Source organism: Brevundimonas albigilva (genome assembly GCF_023503965.1).
Taxonomy (GTDB): domain Bacteria; phylum Pseudomonadota; class Alphaproteobacteria; order Caulobacterales; family Caulobacteraceae; genus Brevundimonas; species Brevundimonas albigilva.
In genome coordinates this window covers 3,124,597-3,141,418 of record NZ_CP097298.1, presented here as the reverse complement: position 1 = coordinate 3,141,418, position 16,822 = coordinate 3,124,597, and the positions used below count along the sequence as shown (strand labels likewise).

At 69.6% G+C, this 16,822-nt stretch carries 17 protein-coding genes and 2 pseudogenes; 4 read left to right on the top strand and 15 right to left on the bottom strand.

What is annotated here, in order from left to right; all coding sequences use genetic code 11:
* Nucleotides 1–12 precede the first annotated feature (12 nt).
* A complete protein-coding gene (scpC, locus tag MU852_RS16680; RefSeq protein WP_249750486.1) occupies nucleotides 13–1,524 on the top strand; it encodes a succinyl-CoA:acetate CoA-transferase ScpC in 1,512 nt (503 codons plus the stop codon).
* Here the strand turns inward: scpC and MU852_RS16675 are convergent.
* The 12 genes and pseudogenes from MU852_RS16675 to folK form a co-directional block, all read right to left on the bottom strand.
* Complete coding sequence (locus MU852_RS16675) at nucleotides 1,521–2,318, bottom strand: serine hydrolase domain-containing protein (protein ID WP_249750485.1); 798 nt, start codon at nucleotides 2,316–2,318, stop codon at nucleotides 1,521–1,523. The two genes, scpC and MU852_RS16675, sit on opposite strands and share 4 nt — an antisense overlap.
* Nucleotides 2,201–2,695 carry a serine hydrolase domain-containing protein gene (locus MU852_RS16670; protein ID WP_249750484.1) on the bottom strand — a complete coding sequence of 165 codons (495 nt, stop codon included), beginning with the start codon at nucleotides 2,693–2,695 and terminating at the stop codon, nucleotides 2,201–2,203. Before MU852_RS16670 ends, MU852_RS16675 begins: the two co-directional genes overlap by 118 nt.
* A 75-nt stretch (nucleotides 2,696–2,770) precedes the next feature.
* Nucleotides 2,771–3,723: pseudogene (gene era / locus MU852_RS16665) on the bottom strand (GTPase Era).
* Nucleotides 3,720–4,430 carry a ribonuclease III gene (gene rnc, locus MU852_RS16660; RefSeq protein WP_249750483.1) on the bottom strand — a complete coding sequence of 237 codons (711 nt, stop codon included), beginning with the start codon at nucleotides 4,428–4,430 and terminating at the stop codon, nucleotides 3,720–3,722. Before rnc ends, era begins: the two are co-directional and overlap by 4 nt.
* Complete coding sequence (gene lepB, locus MU852_RS16655; protein ID WP_249750482.1) at nucleotides 4,430–5,269, bottom strand: signal peptidase I; 840 nt, start codon at nucleotides 5,267–5,269, stop codon at nucleotides 4,430–4,432. The genes rnc and lepB overlap by 1 nt, the downstream gene beginning before the upstream one ends.
* 57 nt (nucleotides 5,270–5,326) lie before the next feature.
* Nucleotides 5,327–5,728 (bottom strand): holo-ACP synthase, encoded by a 402-nt coding sequence (gene acpS / locus MU852_RS16650; RefSeq protein WP_249750481.1) that lies wholly within the window; start codon nucleotides 5,726–5,728, stop codon nucleotides 5,327–5,329.
* Nucleotides 5,725–6,462: a pyridoxine 5'-phosphate synthase gene (locus MU852_RS16645; protein WP_249750480.1), complete on the bottom strand. Its 738-nt coding sequence runs from the start codon at nucleotides 6,460–6,462 to the stop codon at nucleotides 5,725–5,727. The genes acpS and MU852_RS16645 overlap by 4 nt, the downstream gene beginning before the upstream one ends.
* A 33-nt stretch (nucleotides 6,463–6,495) precedes the next feature.
* Nucleotides 6,496–7,077: an orotate phosphoribosyltransferase gene (gene pyrE, locus MU852_RS16640; RefSeq protein ID WP_249750479.1), complete on the bottom strand. Its 582-nt coding sequence runs from the start codon at nucleotides 7,075–7,077 to the stop codon at nucleotides 6,496–6,498.
* Between the two features lie 50 nt (nucleotides 7,078–7,127).
* Entirely contained in the window at nucleotides 7,128–7,889 is a 762-nt protein-coding gene (locus MU852_RS16635) for an LOG family protein (protein ID WP_249750478.1), read from the bottom strand.
* Nucleotides 7,886–10,042: a RelA/SpoT family protein gene (locus MU852_RS16630; protein WP_249750477.1), complete on the bottom strand. Its 2,157-nt coding sequence runs from the start codon at nucleotides 10,040–10,042 to the stop codon at nucleotides 7,886–7,888. Before MU852_RS16630 ends, MU852_RS16635 begins: the two co-directional genes overlap by 4 nt.
* Nucleotides 10,043–10,180: 138 nt before the next feature.
* A complete protein-coding gene (gene rpoZ / locus MU852_RS16625; RefSeq protein WP_249750476.1) occupies nucleotides 10,181–10,540 on the bottom strand; it encodes a DNA-directed RNA polymerase subunit omega in 360 nt (119 codons plus the stop codon).
* A gap of 83 nt (nucleotides 10,541–10,623) precedes the next feature.
* Nucleotides 10,624–11,190, bottom strand: coding sequence for a 2-amino-4-hydroxy-6-hydroxymethyldihydropteridine diphosphokinase (folK, locus tag MU852_RS16620; protein WP_249750475.1), 567 nt, complete (start codon nucleotides 11,188–11,190; stop codon nucleotides 10,624–10,626).
* Here folK and MU852_RS16615 point away from each other — a divergent pair.
* Both MU852_RS16615 and MU852_RS16610 read left to right on the top strand, forming a co-directional pair.
* Nucleotides 11,189–11,725: a LabA-like NYN domain-containing protein gene (locus MU852_RS16615; protein ID WP_249750474.1), complete on the top strand. Its 537-nt coding sequence runs from the start codon at nucleotides 11,189–11,191 to the stop codon at nucleotides 11,723–11,725. The two genes, folK and MU852_RS16615, sit on opposite strands and share 2 nt — an antisense overlap.
* Nucleotides 11,722–12,360, top strand: coding sequence for a uracil-DNA glycosylase (locus MU852_RS16610; RefSeq protein WP_249750473.1), 639 nt, complete (start codon nucleotides 11,722–11,724; stop codon nucleotides 12,358–12,360). Before MU852_RS16615 ends, MU852_RS16610 begins: the two co-directional genes overlap by 4 nt.
* Before the next feature lie 191 nt (nucleotides 12,361–12,551).
* On the opposite strand, the gene smpB is transcribed toward MU852_RS16610, so the two are convergent.
* Together smpB and dapA are read right to left on the bottom strand one after the other, a co-directional pair.
* Nucleotides 12,552–13,022: an SsrA-binding protein SmpB gene (smpB, locus tag MU852_RS16605; RefSeq protein WP_283843690.1), complete on the bottom strand. Its 471-nt coding sequence runs from the start codon at nucleotides 13,020–13,022 to the stop codon at nucleotides 12,552–12,554.
* Nucleotides 13,022–13,905 (bottom strand): annotated as a pseudogene (gene dapA / locus MU852_RS16600) (4-hydroxy-tetrahydrodipicolinate synthase). The gene smpB and the pseudogene dapA overlap by 1 nt, the downstream one beginning before the upstream one ends.
* A gap of 118 nt (nucleotides 13,906–14,023) precedes the next feature.
* Between dapA and MU852_RS16595 the strand changes: the two are divergent.
* Nucleotides 14,024–16,081, top strand: coding sequence for a lytic transglycosylase domain-containing protein (locus tag MU852_RS16595; protein ID WP_249750472.1), 2,058 nt, complete (start codon nucleotides 14,024–14,026; stop codon nucleotides 16,079–16,081).
* On the opposite strand, the gene MU852_RS16590 is transcribed toward MU852_RS16595, so the two are convergent.
* Nucleotides 16,075–16,815: an ABC transporter ATP-binding protein gene (locus MU852_RS16590; RefSeq protein ID WP_249751984.1), complete on the bottom strand. Its 741-nt coding sequence runs from the start codon at nucleotides 16,813–16,815 to the stop codon at nucleotides 16,075–16,077. The two genes, MU852_RS16595 and MU852_RS16590, sit on opposite strands and share 7 nt — an antisense overlap.
* Nucleotides 16,816–16,822 lie beyond the last annotated feature (7 nt).

Genomic DNA, 16,822 nt, shown 5'->3' with positions numbered 1-16,822 from the left:
CCCGACAACACCATGTCGCGTATCCGCAACCCGTCCCTGCGCTCCAAGGTCGTATCCGCCGAGGACGCCGCCGCCCTGATTCCCCCCGGGGCGACCGTGGGCATGAGCGGCTTCACCGGCTCGGGCTATCCCAAGGCGGTGCCGCCGGCGCTCGCGACGCGCATCGAGGCGGCCCATGCGGCGGGCGATCCGTTCCGGGTGCGGGTCTGGACCGGCGCCTCGACCGGGCCGGAACTGGACGGCGCCCTGGCCAAGGCCGACGGGATCGAGTTCCGCCTGCCCTACAACTCCGACCCCATCGCCCGCGAGAAGATCAACACGGGCCAGATGGAATACCTGGACATGCACCTGAGCCAGGTCGCCCCCGCCGCCTGGCAGGGATTTCTGGGGCCGCTGGATACGGCCGTGGTCGAAGTCTCGGCCATCCACGAGGACGGCTCGCTGGTCCCCTCCTCTTCCATCGGCAACAACAAGACCTGGCTGGACCGGGCCGAGCGCGTGATCCTGGAGGTCAACGCCTGGCAGAACGCGGCGCTGGAGGGGATGCACGACGTCTATTACGGCACCGCCCTGCCGCCGGACCGCGTGCCGATCCCCCTGACCCGGCCCGACCAGCGGATCGGCCAGCCGACCTTCCGCATCGATCCGGCCAAGATCGCCGCCATCGTCGAGACCGACGCCCCGGACCGCAACCTGCCCTTCGCCGCGCCGGACGAGAACGCCCGCGCCATCGCCGGCCACCTGATCGAATTCCTGAAGCACGAGGTGAAGTCGGGCCGGCTGCCGTCGTCGCTGCTGCCGTTGCAATCGGGCGTCGGCAATGTCGCCAACGCCGTGCTGGCGGGGCTTCTGGACGGCCCTTTCGAACGGATGGCCGCCTATACGGAGGTGCTGCAGGACGGAATGCTGGACCTGCTGGATGCCGGCAAGCTGACCGTCGCCTCGGCCACCGCCTTCTCGCTCAGCCCCGAGGCCGCGGCCGACCTGAACAGCCGCATGGACCAGTTCCGGGGCAAGCTGATCCTGCGGCCGCAGGAAATCTCGAACCACCCGGAGATCATCCGCCGGCTGGGCTGCATCGCCATGAACGGCTTGATCGAGGCCGACATCTACGGGGCCGTCAACTCCACCCACGTCATGGGTTCGCGCATCCAGAACGGCATCGGCGGCTCGGGCGACTTTGCGCGCAACGCCTACATCTCGTGCTTCGTCACCCCCTCGACGGCCAAGGGCGGCGCCATCTCGGCCATCGTGCCGATGGCCAGCCACGTCGATCACATCACCCAGGATGTCCAGGTCATCGTCACCGAACAGGGCCTGGCCGACCTGCGCGGCCTGTCGCCCAAGCAGCGCGCCCGGGTCATCATCGCCAACTGCGCCCACCCGGACTATCGCGACGCGCTTGAAGACTATCACCAGCGCGCCCTGAAGGGCTCTTACGGCCTGCAGACGCCGCACCTGCTGACCGAAGCCCTGTCCTGGCACCAGCGCTTCATCGAGACCGGCTCGATGAAGCCGGCCTAGCGATCCAGTCCGGTTGGAAACTCCCGTCCCAGCGCCTCGGCCATCGCCTGCTCGGCGATCAGGAACACCTGGTCGCGCAGGTGATAGTTGTTGGACAGGACGATCACCGAAATGTCCGCCTCGGGCTGATAGAGCATCAGGTTGCGGAAGCCGCCCCAGCTGCCGGTGTGGTAGATCTGGCGGTCCTCGAAGGACGGCGTGACCTGTTCGCCCAGCCGGTTCGAGAAGATGCCGTAGCCCCAGGCGCGGTGCGGCCGGCCGCGTTCCTTGGGCGTGTCCTCGGGGGAATGATCGCTCAGCATCTGCTGATAGCTGAACGGCTTCAGCACCTCGCCGCGGTGCAGGGCGCGCTGCCAGACCAGCAGATCGTCCAGGGTCGAATAGACGGCCCCCGCGCCGGCCACGATCGAGGTGTTGGCGTTCGGCTGGGGCGCCAGGCCGCCCGGGAAGTTGGCGTAGCCCATGACGACGCCGTGATCCCCGCCGTCCAGGTCCAGCCCGGTGTCCTTCAGGCCCAGCGGGCCGAACAGCGCCTCGTTCATATAGGCTTCGAACGGTCGGCCGCTGGCCTTCTCGACGATGGCCGCCGCCAGGTTGAAGCCGGCGTTGTTGTAGCGGATTTTCGACCCCGGCTCGAACTGCAGCCGGAAAGCCTTTGAATCCTCAGTCAGTTCGCCTAGCGTCGCCGGCGTGACCCGGCGCAGCCCCCAACCCCGCGCGCCATCAGGTCGGGAATGCCCGAGGTGTGCGACAGCAGGTGGTGAATGCGGATCGGCGCCCAGGCCTCCGGGCACGGCTGGATCCACTTGCAGACGGGATCGCCGATGCTCAGCCGCCCCTCATCCTGAAGCTTCAGGATGGCCACGGCCGTGAACTGCTTGGAGATGGAGGCCAGCCGGAACCGCGAGTCCAGCCTCAGCGGCTGATCCGCCTCGTAGTTCGCCTTGCCATACACCTGGCGGAACAGGATGCGGTCGCCCTTGGCCACCAGGACCGCGCCCATGAAGCGGTGCGCCGCGGCTTCCCGATCCAGCCGCTCGGCCAGATTGGGCAGATCCTCGATCACGACGACCGGCGGCCGGGGCGGCGTCTGGGGCCGCAGGGAGGCCAGAACCGCGTCGCGCGGGGGCCGGTTCGCCGTCGCCACCCCGGCCCAGACGGCGCTGCCCAACGCCAGGGCGGCGAGAACGGCGATGACGGTGCGGGGGTGCCCCCGGCTTTACGCGGCACTTCGAACACGACGCGATCAGACGTCGAAATCGAGGCCGAATTGAGCGTAGAGAGCGCGGGAATCCTGCCACTTCGGATCGACCTTCACCGTCAGGAACAGGTGCACCGGGCGGCCCAGGATCTCGTTCAGCTCCTCGCGCGCCTTCTGGCCGATCCACTTCAGCGTCTGGCCGCCCTTGCCCAGGACGATGGGGCGCTGGCTTTCACGCTCGACATAGATGGTCTGTTCGATCCGGGCCGAGCCGTCGGCGCGGTCTTCGAAGCTGGTGGTCTCCACCGCCGCCGAATAGGGCAGTTCCTCATGGACGCGCAGATAGACCTTCTCGCGCGTGATCTCGGCGGCCAGCACGCGAACCGGCACGTCGGCGGCCTGATCCTCGGGATACAGCCAGGGTCCTTCCGGCATCGAGCGGGCCAGGCGTTGCTTCAGGTCGTCCACGCCGTCGCCGTTGGCGGCCGAGATCATATAGACCTCTTCATAGACGCCGCTCTCGAACAGCTTTTGCGACAGGGCCAGCAGCGTGTCGCGGCGCATGCCGTCGATCTTGTTCAGCGCCAGCACCACCTTGGTCCCCGTCGCCTGCAGATTGGCGATGATGGTCTCGGTGTCCTCGGCCGAGCGGCGGTCGGCGGCCGTGCCCTCGCGTCCCTCGGCGTTGATGTGCGACTGGGCGTCGATCAGGTGCACGACGATGTCGGCGTCCTCGGCCCCGCCCCAGGCGGACGCGACCATGGCCCGGTCCAGCCGCCGACGGGGGTGAAGATGCCGGGCGTGTCGACCAGAACGATCTGCGCGTCGCCTTCCATGGCGATGCCGCGCACCGGAAATCGCGTGGTCTGGACCTTCTGGGTGACGATGGAGACCTTCGAGCCCGTCAGCCGGTTCACCAGGGTGGACTTGCCGGCGTTGGGCGCGCCGATGATCGCGGCGAAGCCGGCGCGCTGTGCGGGGTTGGGGGTCTCGGTCAAATCACGCCTTCACGTTTCAGCAGCGCCGTCGCGGCGGCCTTCTCCGCCTCCTGACGCGAACGCCCCTGTGCGGTCAAGGGTTCGACGCCCTGCACGGTCACTTCGACCGTGAAGGTCGGGGCGTGATCGGAGCCCGTGCGCTGGGCCACGCGATAGGCCGGCAACGGCCGCCCCTGCCCCTGCGCCCACTCCTGCAGGGCCGACTTCGGATTGGTCAGGCTGCGCGGCGGGGGCGCGGCCAGATCGCCGGCCCAGCCCCGCTCGTACACCCCACGCGCCGCCTCAAGCCCGCCGTCCAGATAGACCGCCGCCAGGATCGCCTCCACGGCGTCGGCGATGACCCCGGCCTTGCGCCGCCCCCCGGTCTTGGTCTCGCCCGCCGACAGGCGCAGCGCCGCGCCCACGCCCCACGCCTCGCCCACCTTGGCGCAGGCGGCCTTGTCGACGAGGGCGTGCAGGGACGAGGACAGCTGCCCTTCGTCCGCCGCCGGAAAGTCGCGGAACAGTCGTTCGGCCGTCAGCAGCCCCAGGATGCGGTCGCCCAGGAACTCCAGCCGTTCGTTGTCGCGTGCGCCGTGCGCGCCGGGCGGCGCGCCCTCGCTGACGCTGGCGTGGGTCAGGGCGCGCTCCAGCAGGGCGTGGTCCCGAAAGGCGTGGCCCAGCCGCGCCTCCAGCGCGACCACGGCCTCGGCGCGGGCGTTCGCCATCAGTGCAGGACGGTGAAGAAGCGGTCCAGCCGCACCCGGAACCAGCTGACCGGGTTCCACAGCGACGAGCCCGGCTCCCACGAGAACAGGATCATCTGCGCCTTGCCGACCAGGTTCTCGGCCGGGACCATTCCCACGCCGTTCAGCGGATCGACGCGGCTGTCGATCGAGTTGTCGCGGTTGTCGCCCATCATGAAATAGTGGCCGGCCGGCACCTGATAGACGGGCGTGTCGTCCAGGTCGCCGCCGGGGCCGAAGTCCTGGGTCATGAAGGTCTTGCCGTTGGGCAGGGTCTCGCGCACCTCGGTGATCGGGCGCGGGCCGAAGATGTCCTGCATCTCGCCCTGGCTGACCACCACGTCCTGCACCGGCTGGCCGTTGATGTAGAGCTTGTTGGCGATCATCTGCACCCGGTCGCCCGGCAGGCCGATCACCCGCTTGATGAAGTCGGTCTTGTTGTCGCGCGGCAGCTTGAACACCACGATGTCGCCCCGCTCGGGCGCTCCGGCGGGGATGCGGCCGTCGAACAGCGGCGGGCTGAACGGGATCGAATGCTTGGAATAGCCGTACGACCACTTGGACACGACGATGTAGTCGCCCTCGTAGAGGTTGGGCTCCATCGAGGCCGAGGGGATGGTGAAGGGCTGGAACAGGAAGATGCGCAGCACCATCGCGATCAGCAGGGCGAAGACCACGGTCTTGATGACTTCCAGGGTCTCGTTTCCGGCCGATTTCGCCTTGCCGCCCGGCGCGGCGCCGGCGGCGTACACCGGGCCGTCGCCGGCGGTGTCGGAGGTTTCGACCGCGCGGTCGGCGTGCGGCTTTTCGGCTTCGCTCATGCGATCAGGCATCCTTTGCCGCAGGGTCGCGGTCGTCAGCGGACGGGTATAGCGCGATTACGCCACCGGCAAGGCTTCGATGACGACAAAAGCCAGCGCATACGGATGTTCGTCGCTCAGCGTCAGGTGGATTTTCGCCTCATGGCCCGGCGGCGTCAGACGCGCCAGATGTTCGGCGGCGTGGCCGGTCAGCGCCAGGGTCGGCTGGCCCGAACGCAGGTTCACCACCCCCATGTCGCGCCAATAGACGTCGGCGCGCATTCCGGTGCCCAGCGCCTTGGCGCAGGCCTCCTTGGCCGCGAACCGCTTGGCGTAGCTCCAGGCCGGGTCGGGCTTCCGGTCCGAGCGCGTGCGCTCCAGCTCGGTGAAGCAGCGCTGCTTGAACCGCTCGCCGAACCGGTCCAGCGACGCCTGGATGCGCCGGATGTCCGACAGGTCGGCGCCGACCCCGACGATCATGCCGCGTCCATCGCCGCGCGCATCCGGCGGATGGCGGCGTCCAGGCCGACGAAGATCGATTCGCCGATCAGGAAGTGGCCGATGTTCAGCTCCCGCACCTCCGGGATCGCCAGCATGCGCGGCGCGGTGTCGTAGTCCAGGCCGTGACCGGCGTGGACCTCCAGACCCAGGATGTCGGCCTGGGCGGCCGCGGCGGCCAGGCGTTCGAACTCGACCTCGCGCTCGCCCGGATCGGCCAGGTGGCAGTACCGGCCGGTGTGGAACTCCACCACCTGCGCGCCCACGGCGGCGGCGGCCTCGACCTGGTCCTCGGCCGGCTCGATGAACAGCGAGACGCGGATGCCCGCGTCGGCCAGGGCCTTGGCCAACGGGGCGATGCGCGCCTCATGGCCGGCCACCGCCAGGCCGCCCTCGGTCGTCAGTTCCTCGCGACGCTCGGGCACCAGGCAGGCGGCGTGGGGCCGGTGGCGCAGGGCGATGGCCAGCATCTCCTCCGTCACCGCCATCTCGAAATTCAGCGGCTTTCCCGCGCGGGCGCAAAGCGCGCTCAGCACGTCGATGTCGGCGTCGGTGATGTGGCGGCGATCCTCGCGCAGGTGGGCGGTGATCCCGTCCGCCCCCGCCGCCAGCGCCGCCTCGGCGGCGCGGACCGGATCGGGGTGCGTCCCGCCCCGCGCGTTCCGCACGGTGGCGACGTGGTCGATGTTGACGCCGAGGCGGACCCTCTGTCTCACGCTATCCTCCGCCGGGATGAGGGGAAGAAAAGATCATTTCGAAAGGCGTCGGCTGCCCGGATCCTCGACCGGGAGGGCCGCCAGTTCCGGCGGCAGGGCGTCGGCCGGATAGGCGGGGACCTCCATCGAGGCCAGGGCGATCAGCGGCACGCCGACGTCCGCCTTGCCGCCCGAGCGATCGACGATGCAGGCGGCCGCCACCGCGCCGCCCGCCGCCTGGATGGCCGCGATGCATTCGCGCGACGACAGGCCGGTGGTCACGATGTCCTCGACCATCACCACCTTCTCGCCCGGCTCGACCGAGAAGCCGCGCCGAAGCTTGAACTCGCCGCCCTCGCGCTCGACGTACATCGAACGGACCTTCAGGTGTTTGGCCGTCTCGTAGCCGGGAATGATCCCGCCGACGGCCGGAGAGATGGCGACGTCGACCTCGCCGACCTGGGCCGTGATCTTCTCGGCCAGGGCCTTGCACAGCCGCTCGCACCGGGCCCCGTCCATGAAGACCAGGTTCTTCTGCAGGAAGACCGGGCTGTGCAGCCCGGACGACAGGACGAAATGGCCTTCGCGCAGGGCGCCGGCGTCGCGGAACTCGTTGAGGACGTCTTCGGTGTTCATCCGTCGTCTCTAGACCCGGACCGCGCGCGGATGAACCCTCCGGCGACGCTTCAGTCGATGTTTTCGTGCGGCCGAAGGCCTCGCGCCAGCAGTTCGGCCCAGACGCCTTCGGCGTCCTCGGCGAATCCGATCAGGTCCAGGTCCCTTTCGGCGATCATGCCGTACCGGGCCAGGGCGTCGAAGTTGATGACCTCGGTCCAATAGGCCCTGTCGAACAGCACGACGGGGATCGGCGGCGCCTTGCCGGTCTGGCGCAGGGTCAGGAGCTCGAACAGTTCGTCGAAGGTGCCGAACCCGCCCGGAAACACCACCAACGCGTTCGCGCGCATGGCCAGGTGCATCTTCCGCATCGCGAAATAGTGGAAGCGGAAGGTCAGCTCCGGCGTCGAATAGGCGTTCGGCTCCTGCTCGTGCGGCAGGGTGATGTTGAAGCCGACGGAAGGCGCGCCGGCGTCGACCGCGCCGCGATTGGCCGCTTCCATAATCCCCGGCCCGCCGCCGGTGGCGATGACGTTGTCGCGCGGCTCGCCGACCGATCCTCGCAACGCCCCGCCCCGTTCCGAAGCCAGCCGGCCGAAGGCCCGCGCCTGCTCGTACCAGCTGGCGTCCTGGCGCACCCGCGCGCTGCCGAACACGACGATGGTGGAACGCACGCCCCACGCCCGCAGCGCCTCCTCGGCCTTGGCGTATTCCATCAGGAAGCGCACGCCGCGCATGGAATCGCCCAGTAAGAAGTCCTGGTCCATCGCCGCCATGCGATACGACGGCGACGCCATCTGCGCCGCATTGGCCTTGCGACGGTCGTCCTTCATCCGCCCCGCGCGCGCTCGACGTTGTCGACCGACGGATTGGCCCGCAGGGCGGCCATGATCATGGTCGCGTGCTTGGCGTCCTCGACCTCGACATCCACGTCCACGTCGAAGAAGTCCTGCTGGCGGTGCGCCATCGACAGGTTGATGATGTTGCCGCCCGCCTCGCCGATCAGCGTCGTCACCTGCCCCAGAACGCCGGGCGCGTTGCGGATGGTGGCGCGCAGGCGGGCGGCGGCGACCGCGCGCTGCTCGGCCTCGGGCGTCCATTGCAGGTCGTGCCAGACTGAATCGTCGTCGGCGTAGTCCGCCAGGGTCTGGCAGTCGATGGTGTGGACGGTCAGGCCGACCTCGGGCTCCAGTATGCCCACGATCCGGTCGCCCGGCACCGGGGTGCAGCACTGGCCGAAATGGACGCTGACGCCGGGCGTCAGGCCCCCGCCCCGCACGAACAGCCGCGCCTTGTCGTCCTTGATCCGCTGCTTCTCCGGCCCGGCCTTCAGCCGCCCCTTCAGCGACGGGAACAGCGTCTCGGCCACCACGGTCGGCGACACCCGGCCGCGGCCCAACGCCTCGAACAGATCCTCGTCCGAGGCCACCGCGAAGGTCTCCAGAACCGGCTTCAGCGACACGTCCGCCAGCGCCTTCTCCACCCGCGTCAGCGTGTGCTCCAGCGCCGTCCGGCCCAGCTTGATGAACTCTTCCCGCTCGGTCGTGCGGATGTGGCGGCGGATGGCCGAACGCGCGCGGCCGGTCACGGTCAGGCTGCGCCAGTCGGCCGGCACCTCGCGCTTGGCGCCGGTGATCACCTCGACCACGTCGCCGTTCTGCAGCGGCGTGCGCATCGGCTTCAGTTCGCCGTTGATCTTGACCCCAACCGCCGTGTCGCCGACCTCGGTGTGGACGGCGTAGGCGAAGTCCAGCGGCATCCCCCCGCGCGGCAGGGTGACCAGCCGGCCCTTGGGCGTGAAGACGAACACCTGGTCCAGGTACATCTCCAGCTTGGCGTGCTCGACCCAGTCCTCGCCGCCCTCGCCGTGCTCGATCACCTGCACCAGATGGCGCAGGTTCTGCAGCGGATCGCGGCCCCCGCCCTTCTCCATCGCCTCGTGATCGAAACCATAGGACGAGTTCTTGTAGCGCCAGTGCGCCGCCACGCCGTCCTCGGCGATCCGGTCCATGTCCTCGGTGCGGATCTGCATCTCGATGCGCAGGCCGCGCGGCCCGACCACCGTCGTGTGCAGAGAGCGGTAGTTGTTCGACTTGGGCGTCGAGATGAAGTCCTTGAACCGCTCCGGCACCATCGGCCAGGCGCGGTGGATCACGCCCAGTGCGCGATAGCAGTCGTCCTCGGCCTCCACGATCACGCGGAAACCATAGATATCCGACAGGGACGAAAAGCCCACCGACTTGCGCTGCAACTTGCGCCAGATCGAATAGGGCGTCTTCTGCCGGCCGAAGACGCGCGCGGCCATTCCGGCCTCGGCCAGGACGCGCTCGATCTCGTGCGACACCCCCTCGATGGCCTGGCCGTGCTCCAGCTTCAGCGCCTCCAGCCGCCGCTCGATCGCGGTCTTGGCCGTGGGATTCAAGTGGGTGAAGGCCAGTTCTTCCAGTTCGGAGGCGATGGAGTGGATGCCGATCGACCGGCCCAGCGGCGCATAGACCTCCAAGGTCTCGCGGCTGATGCGTTCACGCTTCTCGGGCTTCACGAACTGGAGCGTGCGCATGTTGTGCAGGCGGTCGGCCAGCTTGACCAGCAGCACGCGCACGTCGCGGCTGATGGCCAGGATGAACTTGCGCAGGTTCTCGGCCTGGCGCGTGTGCTCGGCCTGAAGTTCCAGACGGCTCAGCTTTGTCACGCCCTCGACCAGGACCGCGACCTCCTCGCCGAACATCCCCGCGATGTCGTCGCGCGTCGCCGAGGTGTCCTCGACCACGTCGTGCAGCAGGGCGGTGACGATGGTGGCCGTGTCCAGCCGATAGTCGGTCAGTATGCCCGCGACCTGGATCGGATGGGCGAAATAGGGATCGCCCGAGGCCCGCAGCTGCGAGCCGTGCATCTTCATCGCATAGACGTAGGCGCGGTTCAGCAGCGCCTCGTCGGCGGTCGGGTCATAGGCCTTGACCGCCTCGATCAGCTCGAACTGGCGCATGATCGGCGCACGCTTCGGCGCCGGCGCCTCCTTGGGCGACGCCGGAGCGGGCTCGTTTCGGTTTGCAGCTTGGGGCGCCGGCGGGGCCGTCTCGGTCCGCGCCGGCAGGATAGTGACGCCAGGGGGCTCCCTCGGGCGTCAGTACCGCTCCTCCTGGCCGCCGTCGCGGTCGCTTTGCAGCGCGCGGATCAGCTCGGCCTCGGCCATGTTCATGTGTTGCGGTTCGGCCAGCAGGGCGACGGTCTCGGCCTCGTCCTCGGCCTCGGTGCGCTCGTCGACGCGCTGCAGCGTGGTGATGATGTTCTCGCGCAGCTCGTCCGGCTTGACCGTGTCCTCGGCCACTTCGCGCAGGGCCACGACCGGGTTCTTGTCGTTGTCGCGGTCGAGCGTCAGGGCGGCGCCGTTGGCGATGTTGCGGGCGCGGTGACCGGCCAGCAGCACAAGGCCAAAGCGGTTCGGAACCTTCTCGATGCAGTCTTCGACGGTGACGCGGGCCATGAAATTCCTCGAACGCGGGGAGAACCGCGTCAAATACAGATGGGGACGGCTTTTTGCAACGCCACAGGGGCGGAAGTTGGGCGTCAGGCCGGATGGGCGTCCTGGCCCACCGTCGCCTCTCGCGCCAGATCGCCGGCGGCCCCGCCCGTGACGGGGTGGCGCCAGTCCGCGGCGATTTCCGCCAGCGGGCCCATGACGAACCGGCGCTCGGCCGCGCGCGGATGCGGCAGGATCAGGCCGTCCAGGTCGCCGCTCAGCCGCCCGTAGGCGATCAGGTCCAGATCCAGCGTGCGCGGCGCGTTTCGGGTCGAACGCTGGCGGCCGAAGGCGTCCTCGATCCGTCCCAGGGCGGCCATCAGCGCATGGGGATCGTGCTCGGTCCTGACCACCACGACGCCGTTCAGGAAGGGCGGGTCGTCCGCGTCGGGCCAGGCCAGCGAAGACCACCAGCGCGATCGCGCCACGACGTCGATCCCCTCGCACCGGAAACGGGCCAGCGCGGCCTCCAGCGCCTCGCGGCACGACGACCACGCCCCCTTGTCATTGCAGCCCAGGGCCACGATGACTGCGCCGTCCAGATCAAGGCCGTCGTCGATTCCGACGTCGGGCCGGACGCCCTTTTCTTCATCGCTTTTGACGGCTTCGACCATGTTTCATTCCACCGACCGGCTGGCGGTCTTCATCGACGGTTCGAACCTCTACTCGGCCGCGCGGTCTCTGCAGCACGATCTGGACTTCCGGCGGATGCTGGACTGGTTCCGCGAGAAATCCATCCTGACGCGGGCCTATTATTACACGGCGGTGGTCGAGGGCGAAGAGTTCTCGCCGGTGAAACCCCTGGTCGACTGGCTGGACTACAACGGCTTTTCGGTGGTCACCAAGCCGGTCAGGCGCTTCACCGACGGCCAGGGCCACAGCCGGATCAAGGGCAATATGGACATCGAGATCGCGGTCGACATGCTGGAGCTGGCGCCCCGGCTGGACCATGTCGTGCTGTTCTCGGGCGACGGCGACTTCCGCCGGCTGGTGCAGGCGGTCCAGGACAAGGGCGTCCGCGTCACCGTCATATCCACCCAGAAGACCCAGCCGCCGCACATCGCCGACGAACTGCGCCGCCAGGCCGACGCCTTCCTGGACCTGAACGACCTGATGGCCGAGTTCGGCCGACCCAAGGCCACGCAATGAGCCTGACGCCCGAACCGCCCCGCGACTGCCCCCTGTGCCCGCGCCTGGTCGCCTATCGTCACGAGAACGCGCGCCAGAACCCTGACTGGTGGAACGGCCCGGCCCCGTCGTTCGGCGATCCGAACGCGCGCCTGCTGGTGGCGGGCCTGGCGCCCGGCCGCATGGGGGCCAACCGCACGGGCCGCCCCTTCACCGGCGATCATGCCGGCTGGCTGCTCTACGACACGCTGAAGAAGGCCGGCTTCGCGACCGGCCGCTACGACCCCGACGGCGAGGACGATCTGACCCTGACCGACTGCATGATCACCAATGCGGTGCGCTGCGCCCCGCCCGGCAACAAGCCCCTGCCGATCGAGGAGACGACCTGCCGCCCCTTCCTGATCGACCGGCTGAAGCTGCTGCCGAACCTGAAGGTGATCGTCACCCTGGGCGACGTGTCCCGCCGCAACATCCTGAAGGCGTTCGGGCGGCCCGGCACGGCCATGCCCGCCGGCCACGGCGCCGAGGGCGAGGCGGGCGGCTACGTCATCCTGAACAGCTATCACTGCTCGCGGCTGAACACGAACACCGGCCGCCTGACGCCCCAGATGTTCGAGGCGATCTTCGACCGCGCCCGGGCGCTGATCGAGGCCTAGGACAACCGAATAGCGTCCCACGCCGTGGAATCGTCCTTCCGGGGCTGAGCGAAGCGAAGAACCCGGAATCCGGGACCGCGGTCTCGCCGCCAAATCCATCGGACGCCGGATGCAAGTCTCCTGGGTTCCGGGTTCGTCCTGCGGACGCCCCGGAATGACGGCGCAGACTGAACGTCGCTTGGTTCTCGCCCTCAGCCCTTGTCGCGCATCAGCCGGGCCTTGTCGCGCTGCCAGTCCCGTTCGGCGCTGGCCTCGCGCTTGTCGTGCAGCTTCTTGCCCTTGGCCAGGGCGATCTCCAGCTTGGCCTTGCCCGCCTCGTTCAGATAGAGGCGCAAGGGAATGATCGTCTGGCCGTCGCGCTGGACCGCGCCGATCAGCTTGTCGATCTGCTTCCTGTGCAGCAGCAGCTTGCGATGCCGGCGCGGCTCGTGGTTGAACCGGTTGGCCTGCTTGTAGGGCGGGATGTCGGCGTTGATCAGCATGATCTCGCGGCCCTCCACCGAGGCGTAGCTTTCGGCGATGTTGGCCCGACCGTCGCGCAAGGCCTTGATCTCGGTGCCCAGCAGCTGGATCCCGGCCTCCAGATTGTCGGTCAGGAAATAGTCGAACTTCGCCCGACGGTTCTCGGCCAGCACCTTCATCTTGGGCTTTTCGGCGGCCATCAGGTCAGGCCCGCCGCGGCCATGGCCCGGTCGATCTCGGGCCGCACCGCCTCGGCCGTCGGCGCCAGCGGCAGCCGCACCTCCTCGCCGCACAGCCCCAGACGCGAAAGGGCGTACTTAGTCGGCGAAGGCGAGTTGTCCAGGAACAGCGCCCGGTGCAGGCCGATCAGCCGATCCTGCCAGGACCGCGCGGTCGCCAGATCGCCCGCGGCCAGCGCCTGGTGAAGAGCGACCATCGCCTCGGGCGCGACATTGGACGTCACCGAGATCACCCCGTGCCCGCCCGACGCCGCATAGCCCAGCCAGCTGGAATCGTCGCCGGACAGATAGGCGAAGCCCTCAGGCAGGGTCGCGCGCATCCAGGCGATCCGTCCCATGTCGCCGGTGGCGTCCTTGACGCCGACGATGTTCGGATGACCGGCCAGGGCGGCCACGGTTTCGTTGGCGAGGTCCGATCCGGTGCGCCCCGGCACGTTGTAAAGCAGCACCGGCAGCTGCACGGCGTCGGCGATGGCGCGGAAGTGCGCCGTCATCCCCGCCTGCGAGGGCCGGTTGTAATAGGGCGCGACCACCAGCGCGCCGTCGGCGCCGACCGCCTTGGCGTGCGCCGCCATCTCGACGGCCTTGTCGGTGGCCGAGGAGCGGCGCCCGCGATCACGCGAATCCGTCCCGCCGCCGTCGCCACGGCCAGTTCGACCACGCGCTTGTGCTCGTCGGGGTGCAGGGTCGCGCTCTCGCCCGTCGTGCCCATCGGCGCCACGCCGTCGACCCCTGCGGCGATCTGGCGCTCCAGCAGTTTGACGAAAGCGGCCTCGTCCACGTTTCCGTCACGAAGTGGTGTGATCAGGGCGGTGATCACGCCCTTGAACAAGGGGGCGGTCATGGGACTAGCTTGGCCTGCGTGGGAGGGGGCGACGTCGATCGCCGCCGAGAAACGAGCGCGGGAAGTTAGGTCGCCGACGGCCTTGCCGCAACCGGATTGAATGGGAACAGGAAAGATCATGATCGGAACCAGCCTGGCGGCCATGCTTGCGGTGCTTGCTCCCAATCCGCAGGACCTGACCTCCGGCCCCGTTCCCTACACGGCGGTCCAGTCCACGGCCGCCCCCGTTTCGGCCTACCGGGGACCCCGCGTCCTGAACGATCAGGACACCGCGCTTTTCCGCCAGGGACTGGCCGCCGCCCGCGCCCGCGACGTGGCCGGAACCCAGGCCGTGCTGGCCCAGATCGGCGACCCGGCCGCGCGCAAGCTGGTCGAGTGGGCGCTGATCGACACCTCGGGCGAACAGCTGTCCTACGCCCAGCTGGCCCAGGCCCAGGCCGGCATGGCCGGCTGGCCGCGCGCCGAATCGCGCCGCGCCGCGACCGAGAAGGTGCTGGACCGCTCCGGCATGGGCGCCGACGCCGCCCTGGCCCTGTTCGCCGACGGTCCGCCGACCACCATCGAGGGCGCCATCGCCCTGGCCTCCGCCTATGAGCAGCGCGGCCGCACCGACGAGGCGCGCGCCCTGATCCGCGACTGGTGGACGACCCAATCCTTCGACGAGGCGCCGCAGTCGCGCGTCCTGGCCCGCTGGGGCGGATGGCTGACGCCGGCCGATCATGAAAGACGGCTGAACCTGCTGCTGCTGGGCCCGCACGGGCCGGCCACGCGCGCGATGCTCGGCCTGGTCTCGCCCGACCGGGCCGCCGTGGCCAACGCCGTGCTGGCCCTGCGCACCGCCTACAGCCCCGACGCCATCGTCGCCGGACTGACGCCGGCCCAGGCCGGCGATCCCGCCGTCGTGCTGGAACGCGTGCGGATCCTGCGCTCCCAGAACCGCCAGTCCGAAGCCTTCCCGCTGCTGGCCGCCCTGCCGCCCGCGCCGTCGCACGACACGGGCCAGAACACCCTGTGGAGCGAGCGCCGCAATTATTTCCTGGACGCCCTTCAGGTCGGAAACTGGCGCGCGGCCTACGATGCGATGAACGGCCACGGCTTCACCGCCGGCGACCGGATGGTGGACGCCGACTTCTTCGCCGGCTGGGTCGCCCTGACCAAGCTGAACCAGCCCGAGGTCGCCGCCCGCCATTTCGAGGCCCTGCGCGGCGCCTCGTCCACGCCCATCACGCAAGGGCGGGCCTATTACTGGCTGGGCCGGGCGGCCGAGGCGCGCGGCGAACGCGACGCGGCGATGAACTACTACCGCAACGGCGCGCAGCACTGGCAGACCTTCTATGGCCAGCTGGCGGCCGAGAAGGCCGGTCTGACCACCCTGACCCTGCCGGGCGAGCCCGCGCCCGATCAGGCCGCCATCGCTTCCTTCGAGGGCCGCGAACTGGTCCGCGCGACGCGCATCCTGGGCGAGACGGGCGAAACCAGTCTACTGCGCGTCTTCGCCTATCAACTGGACAACGACCTGCCGACCATCGAGGACCTGGCCCTGCTGATGGACCTGTCGCGCAGCTATGGCGAGGACTTCACCGCCATGATGGTGGGCCGCGCGGCCAGCCAGCGCGGCTTCGTCCTGCCCGAACGGATGTACCCGGTGCGCATCCCGCCCTCGGTCAACGGTTCGGCGCCCCTGCCCTTCACCCTGGCCATCACGCGCCAGGAATCCAGCTTCGATCCCCGCGCCCGCTCCCACGCCGATGCGCGCGGCATGATGCAGTTCCTGCCGGCCACGGCCTCCGGCGTCGCCCGGCGCCTGGGCATGGGGTTCTCGGCCGAGCAGCTGTGGGACCCGGACTACAACATGACCTTGGGCAGTTATCACCTGGGCGAGCTGATGGCGGCCAACAGCGGCTCGATGCTGCTGGCGACAGTGGGCTACAACGCCGGTCCCGCCCGGCCCAGCCAGTGGGTCGCCCGCTGCGGCGATCCGCGCGGCGACGCGAACGCTGCGATCGACTTCATCGAATGCGCGCCCTTCACGGAGACGCGCAACTACATGATGCGGGTGATGGAGAACATGGCCGTGTACAAGGCGCGCCTGAACGGCGGTTCGGCGCCGCTGACGCCCTCGGCGGACATCTCGGCCGGGGCCGCGGCCGGCCCGCGCCCCTACGCCGGCTACTGAGCCCGGCGGGCCGCCAGCAACGGCCCGTCGACCGTCTCGACCCAGCGGCCGTCCAGCCCGAACGTCGTCTTCAGGACCTCGGGCCACAGCGCCTCAAGCGGCGGGCCGGCGGCGACGACGCGGCCGCCGTCCAGCACCACGACCCGATCCGCGAAGGCGGCCGCCAGCGTCAGGTCGTGCAGGCTGACCAGAACCGAGCCTCCGGCGTCGGCCTTGGCCCGCAGCCGCTCCAGCACCAGCCGCTGGGCGTCCGGGTCCAGCCCGGCGATCGGCTCATCCGCCAGGAGCAGCGGCGAAGGCGACGCCAGCGCCCGCGCCAGCAGCACCCTCGCCCGTTCGCCGCCCGACATCTCGGCGGCGCCCCGGTCGGCCAGATGGCCGGCGCCGACCTCGTCCAACGCGACCCGCGCTCGCGCCAGCGCTTGCTCGCCGGTGAGGAAGGGCGCGCCCAGCGCAGCGATCTCGATCGCCGGCAGATTCCAGGCGATGCGGCGCTCCTGCGGCAGATAGGCGACCCGTTCGGCCCGCTGGCGCGGCGACAGGGCCCTGACATCGTCCCCGCTCAGTCGGGCGATCCCGCCGTCCAGCGCAAGCAGTCCCGCGAACGCCCGGATCAGGCTGGACTTGCCGGCGCCGTTCGGACCGACCAGGGCGACCAGTTCGCCCCTGCCCGCCTGCACGTCCGCCCCATCCAGCACCTTGCGGCCGCCCAGGCTGGCTTCGGCGTCCCGCATCGTCAGC

Excerpts from the sequence above, each read along its gene's own strand:
- scpC (WP_249750486.1), top strand. The coding sequence starts at position 13 with ATGTCGCGTATCCGCAACCCGTCCCTGCGCTCCAAGGTCGTATCCGCC.
- rnc (WP_249750483.1), bottom strand. The coding sequence starts at position 4,430 with ATGGCGAACGCCCGCGCCGAGGCCGTGGTCGCGCTGGAGGCGCGGCTG.
- lepB (WP_249750482.1), bottom strand. The coding sequence starts at position 5,269 with ATGAGCGAAGCCGAAAAGCCGCACGCCGACCGCGCGGTCGAAACCTCC.
- acpS (WP_249750481.1), bottom strand. The coding sequence starts at position 5,728 with ATGATCGTCGGGGTCGGCGCCGACCTGTCGGACATCCGGCGCATCCAG.
- pyrE (WP_249750479.1), bottom strand. The coding sequence starts at position 7,077 with ATGAACACCGAAGACGTCCTCAACGAGTTCCGCGACGCCGGCGCCCTG.
- MU852_RS16635 (WP_249750478.1), bottom strand. The coding sequence starts at position 7,889 with ATGAAGGACGACCGTCGCAAGGCCAATGCGGCGCAGATGGCGTCGCCG.
- MU852_RS16630 (WP_249750477.1), bottom strand. The coding sequence starts at position 10,042 with ATGCGCCAGTTCGAGCTGATCGAGGCGGTCAAGGCCTATGACCCGACC.
- rpoZ (WP_249750476.1), bottom strand. The coding sequence starts at position 10,540 with ATGGCCCGCGTCACCGTCGAAGACTGCATCGAGAAGGTTCCGAACCGC.
- MU852_RS16615 (WP_249750474.1), top strand. The coding sequence starts at position 11,189 with ATGTTTCATTCCACCGACCGGCTGGCGGTCTTCATCGACGGTTCGAAC.
- folK (WP_249750475.1), bottom strand. The coding sequence starts at position 11,190 with ATGGTCGAAGCCGTCAAAAGCGATGAAGAAAAGGGCGTCCGGCCCGAC.
- MU852_RS16610 (WP_249750473.1), top strand. The coding sequence starts at position 11,722 with ATGAGCCTGACGCCCGAACCGCCCCGCGACTGCCCCCTGTGCCCGCGC.
- smpB (WP_283843690.1), bottom strand. The coding sequence starts at position 13,022 with ATGGCCGCCGAAAAGCCCAAGATGAAGGTGCTGGCCGAGAACCGTCGG.
- MU852_RS16595 (WP_249750472.1), top strand. The coding sequence starts at position 14,024 with ATGATCGGAACCAGCCTGGCGGCCATGCTTGCGGTGCTTGCTCCCAAT.
- MU852_RS16590 (WP_249751984.1), bottom strand. The coding sequence starts at position 16,815 with ATGCGGGACGCCGAAGCCAGCCTGGGCGGCCGCAAGGTGCTGGATGGG.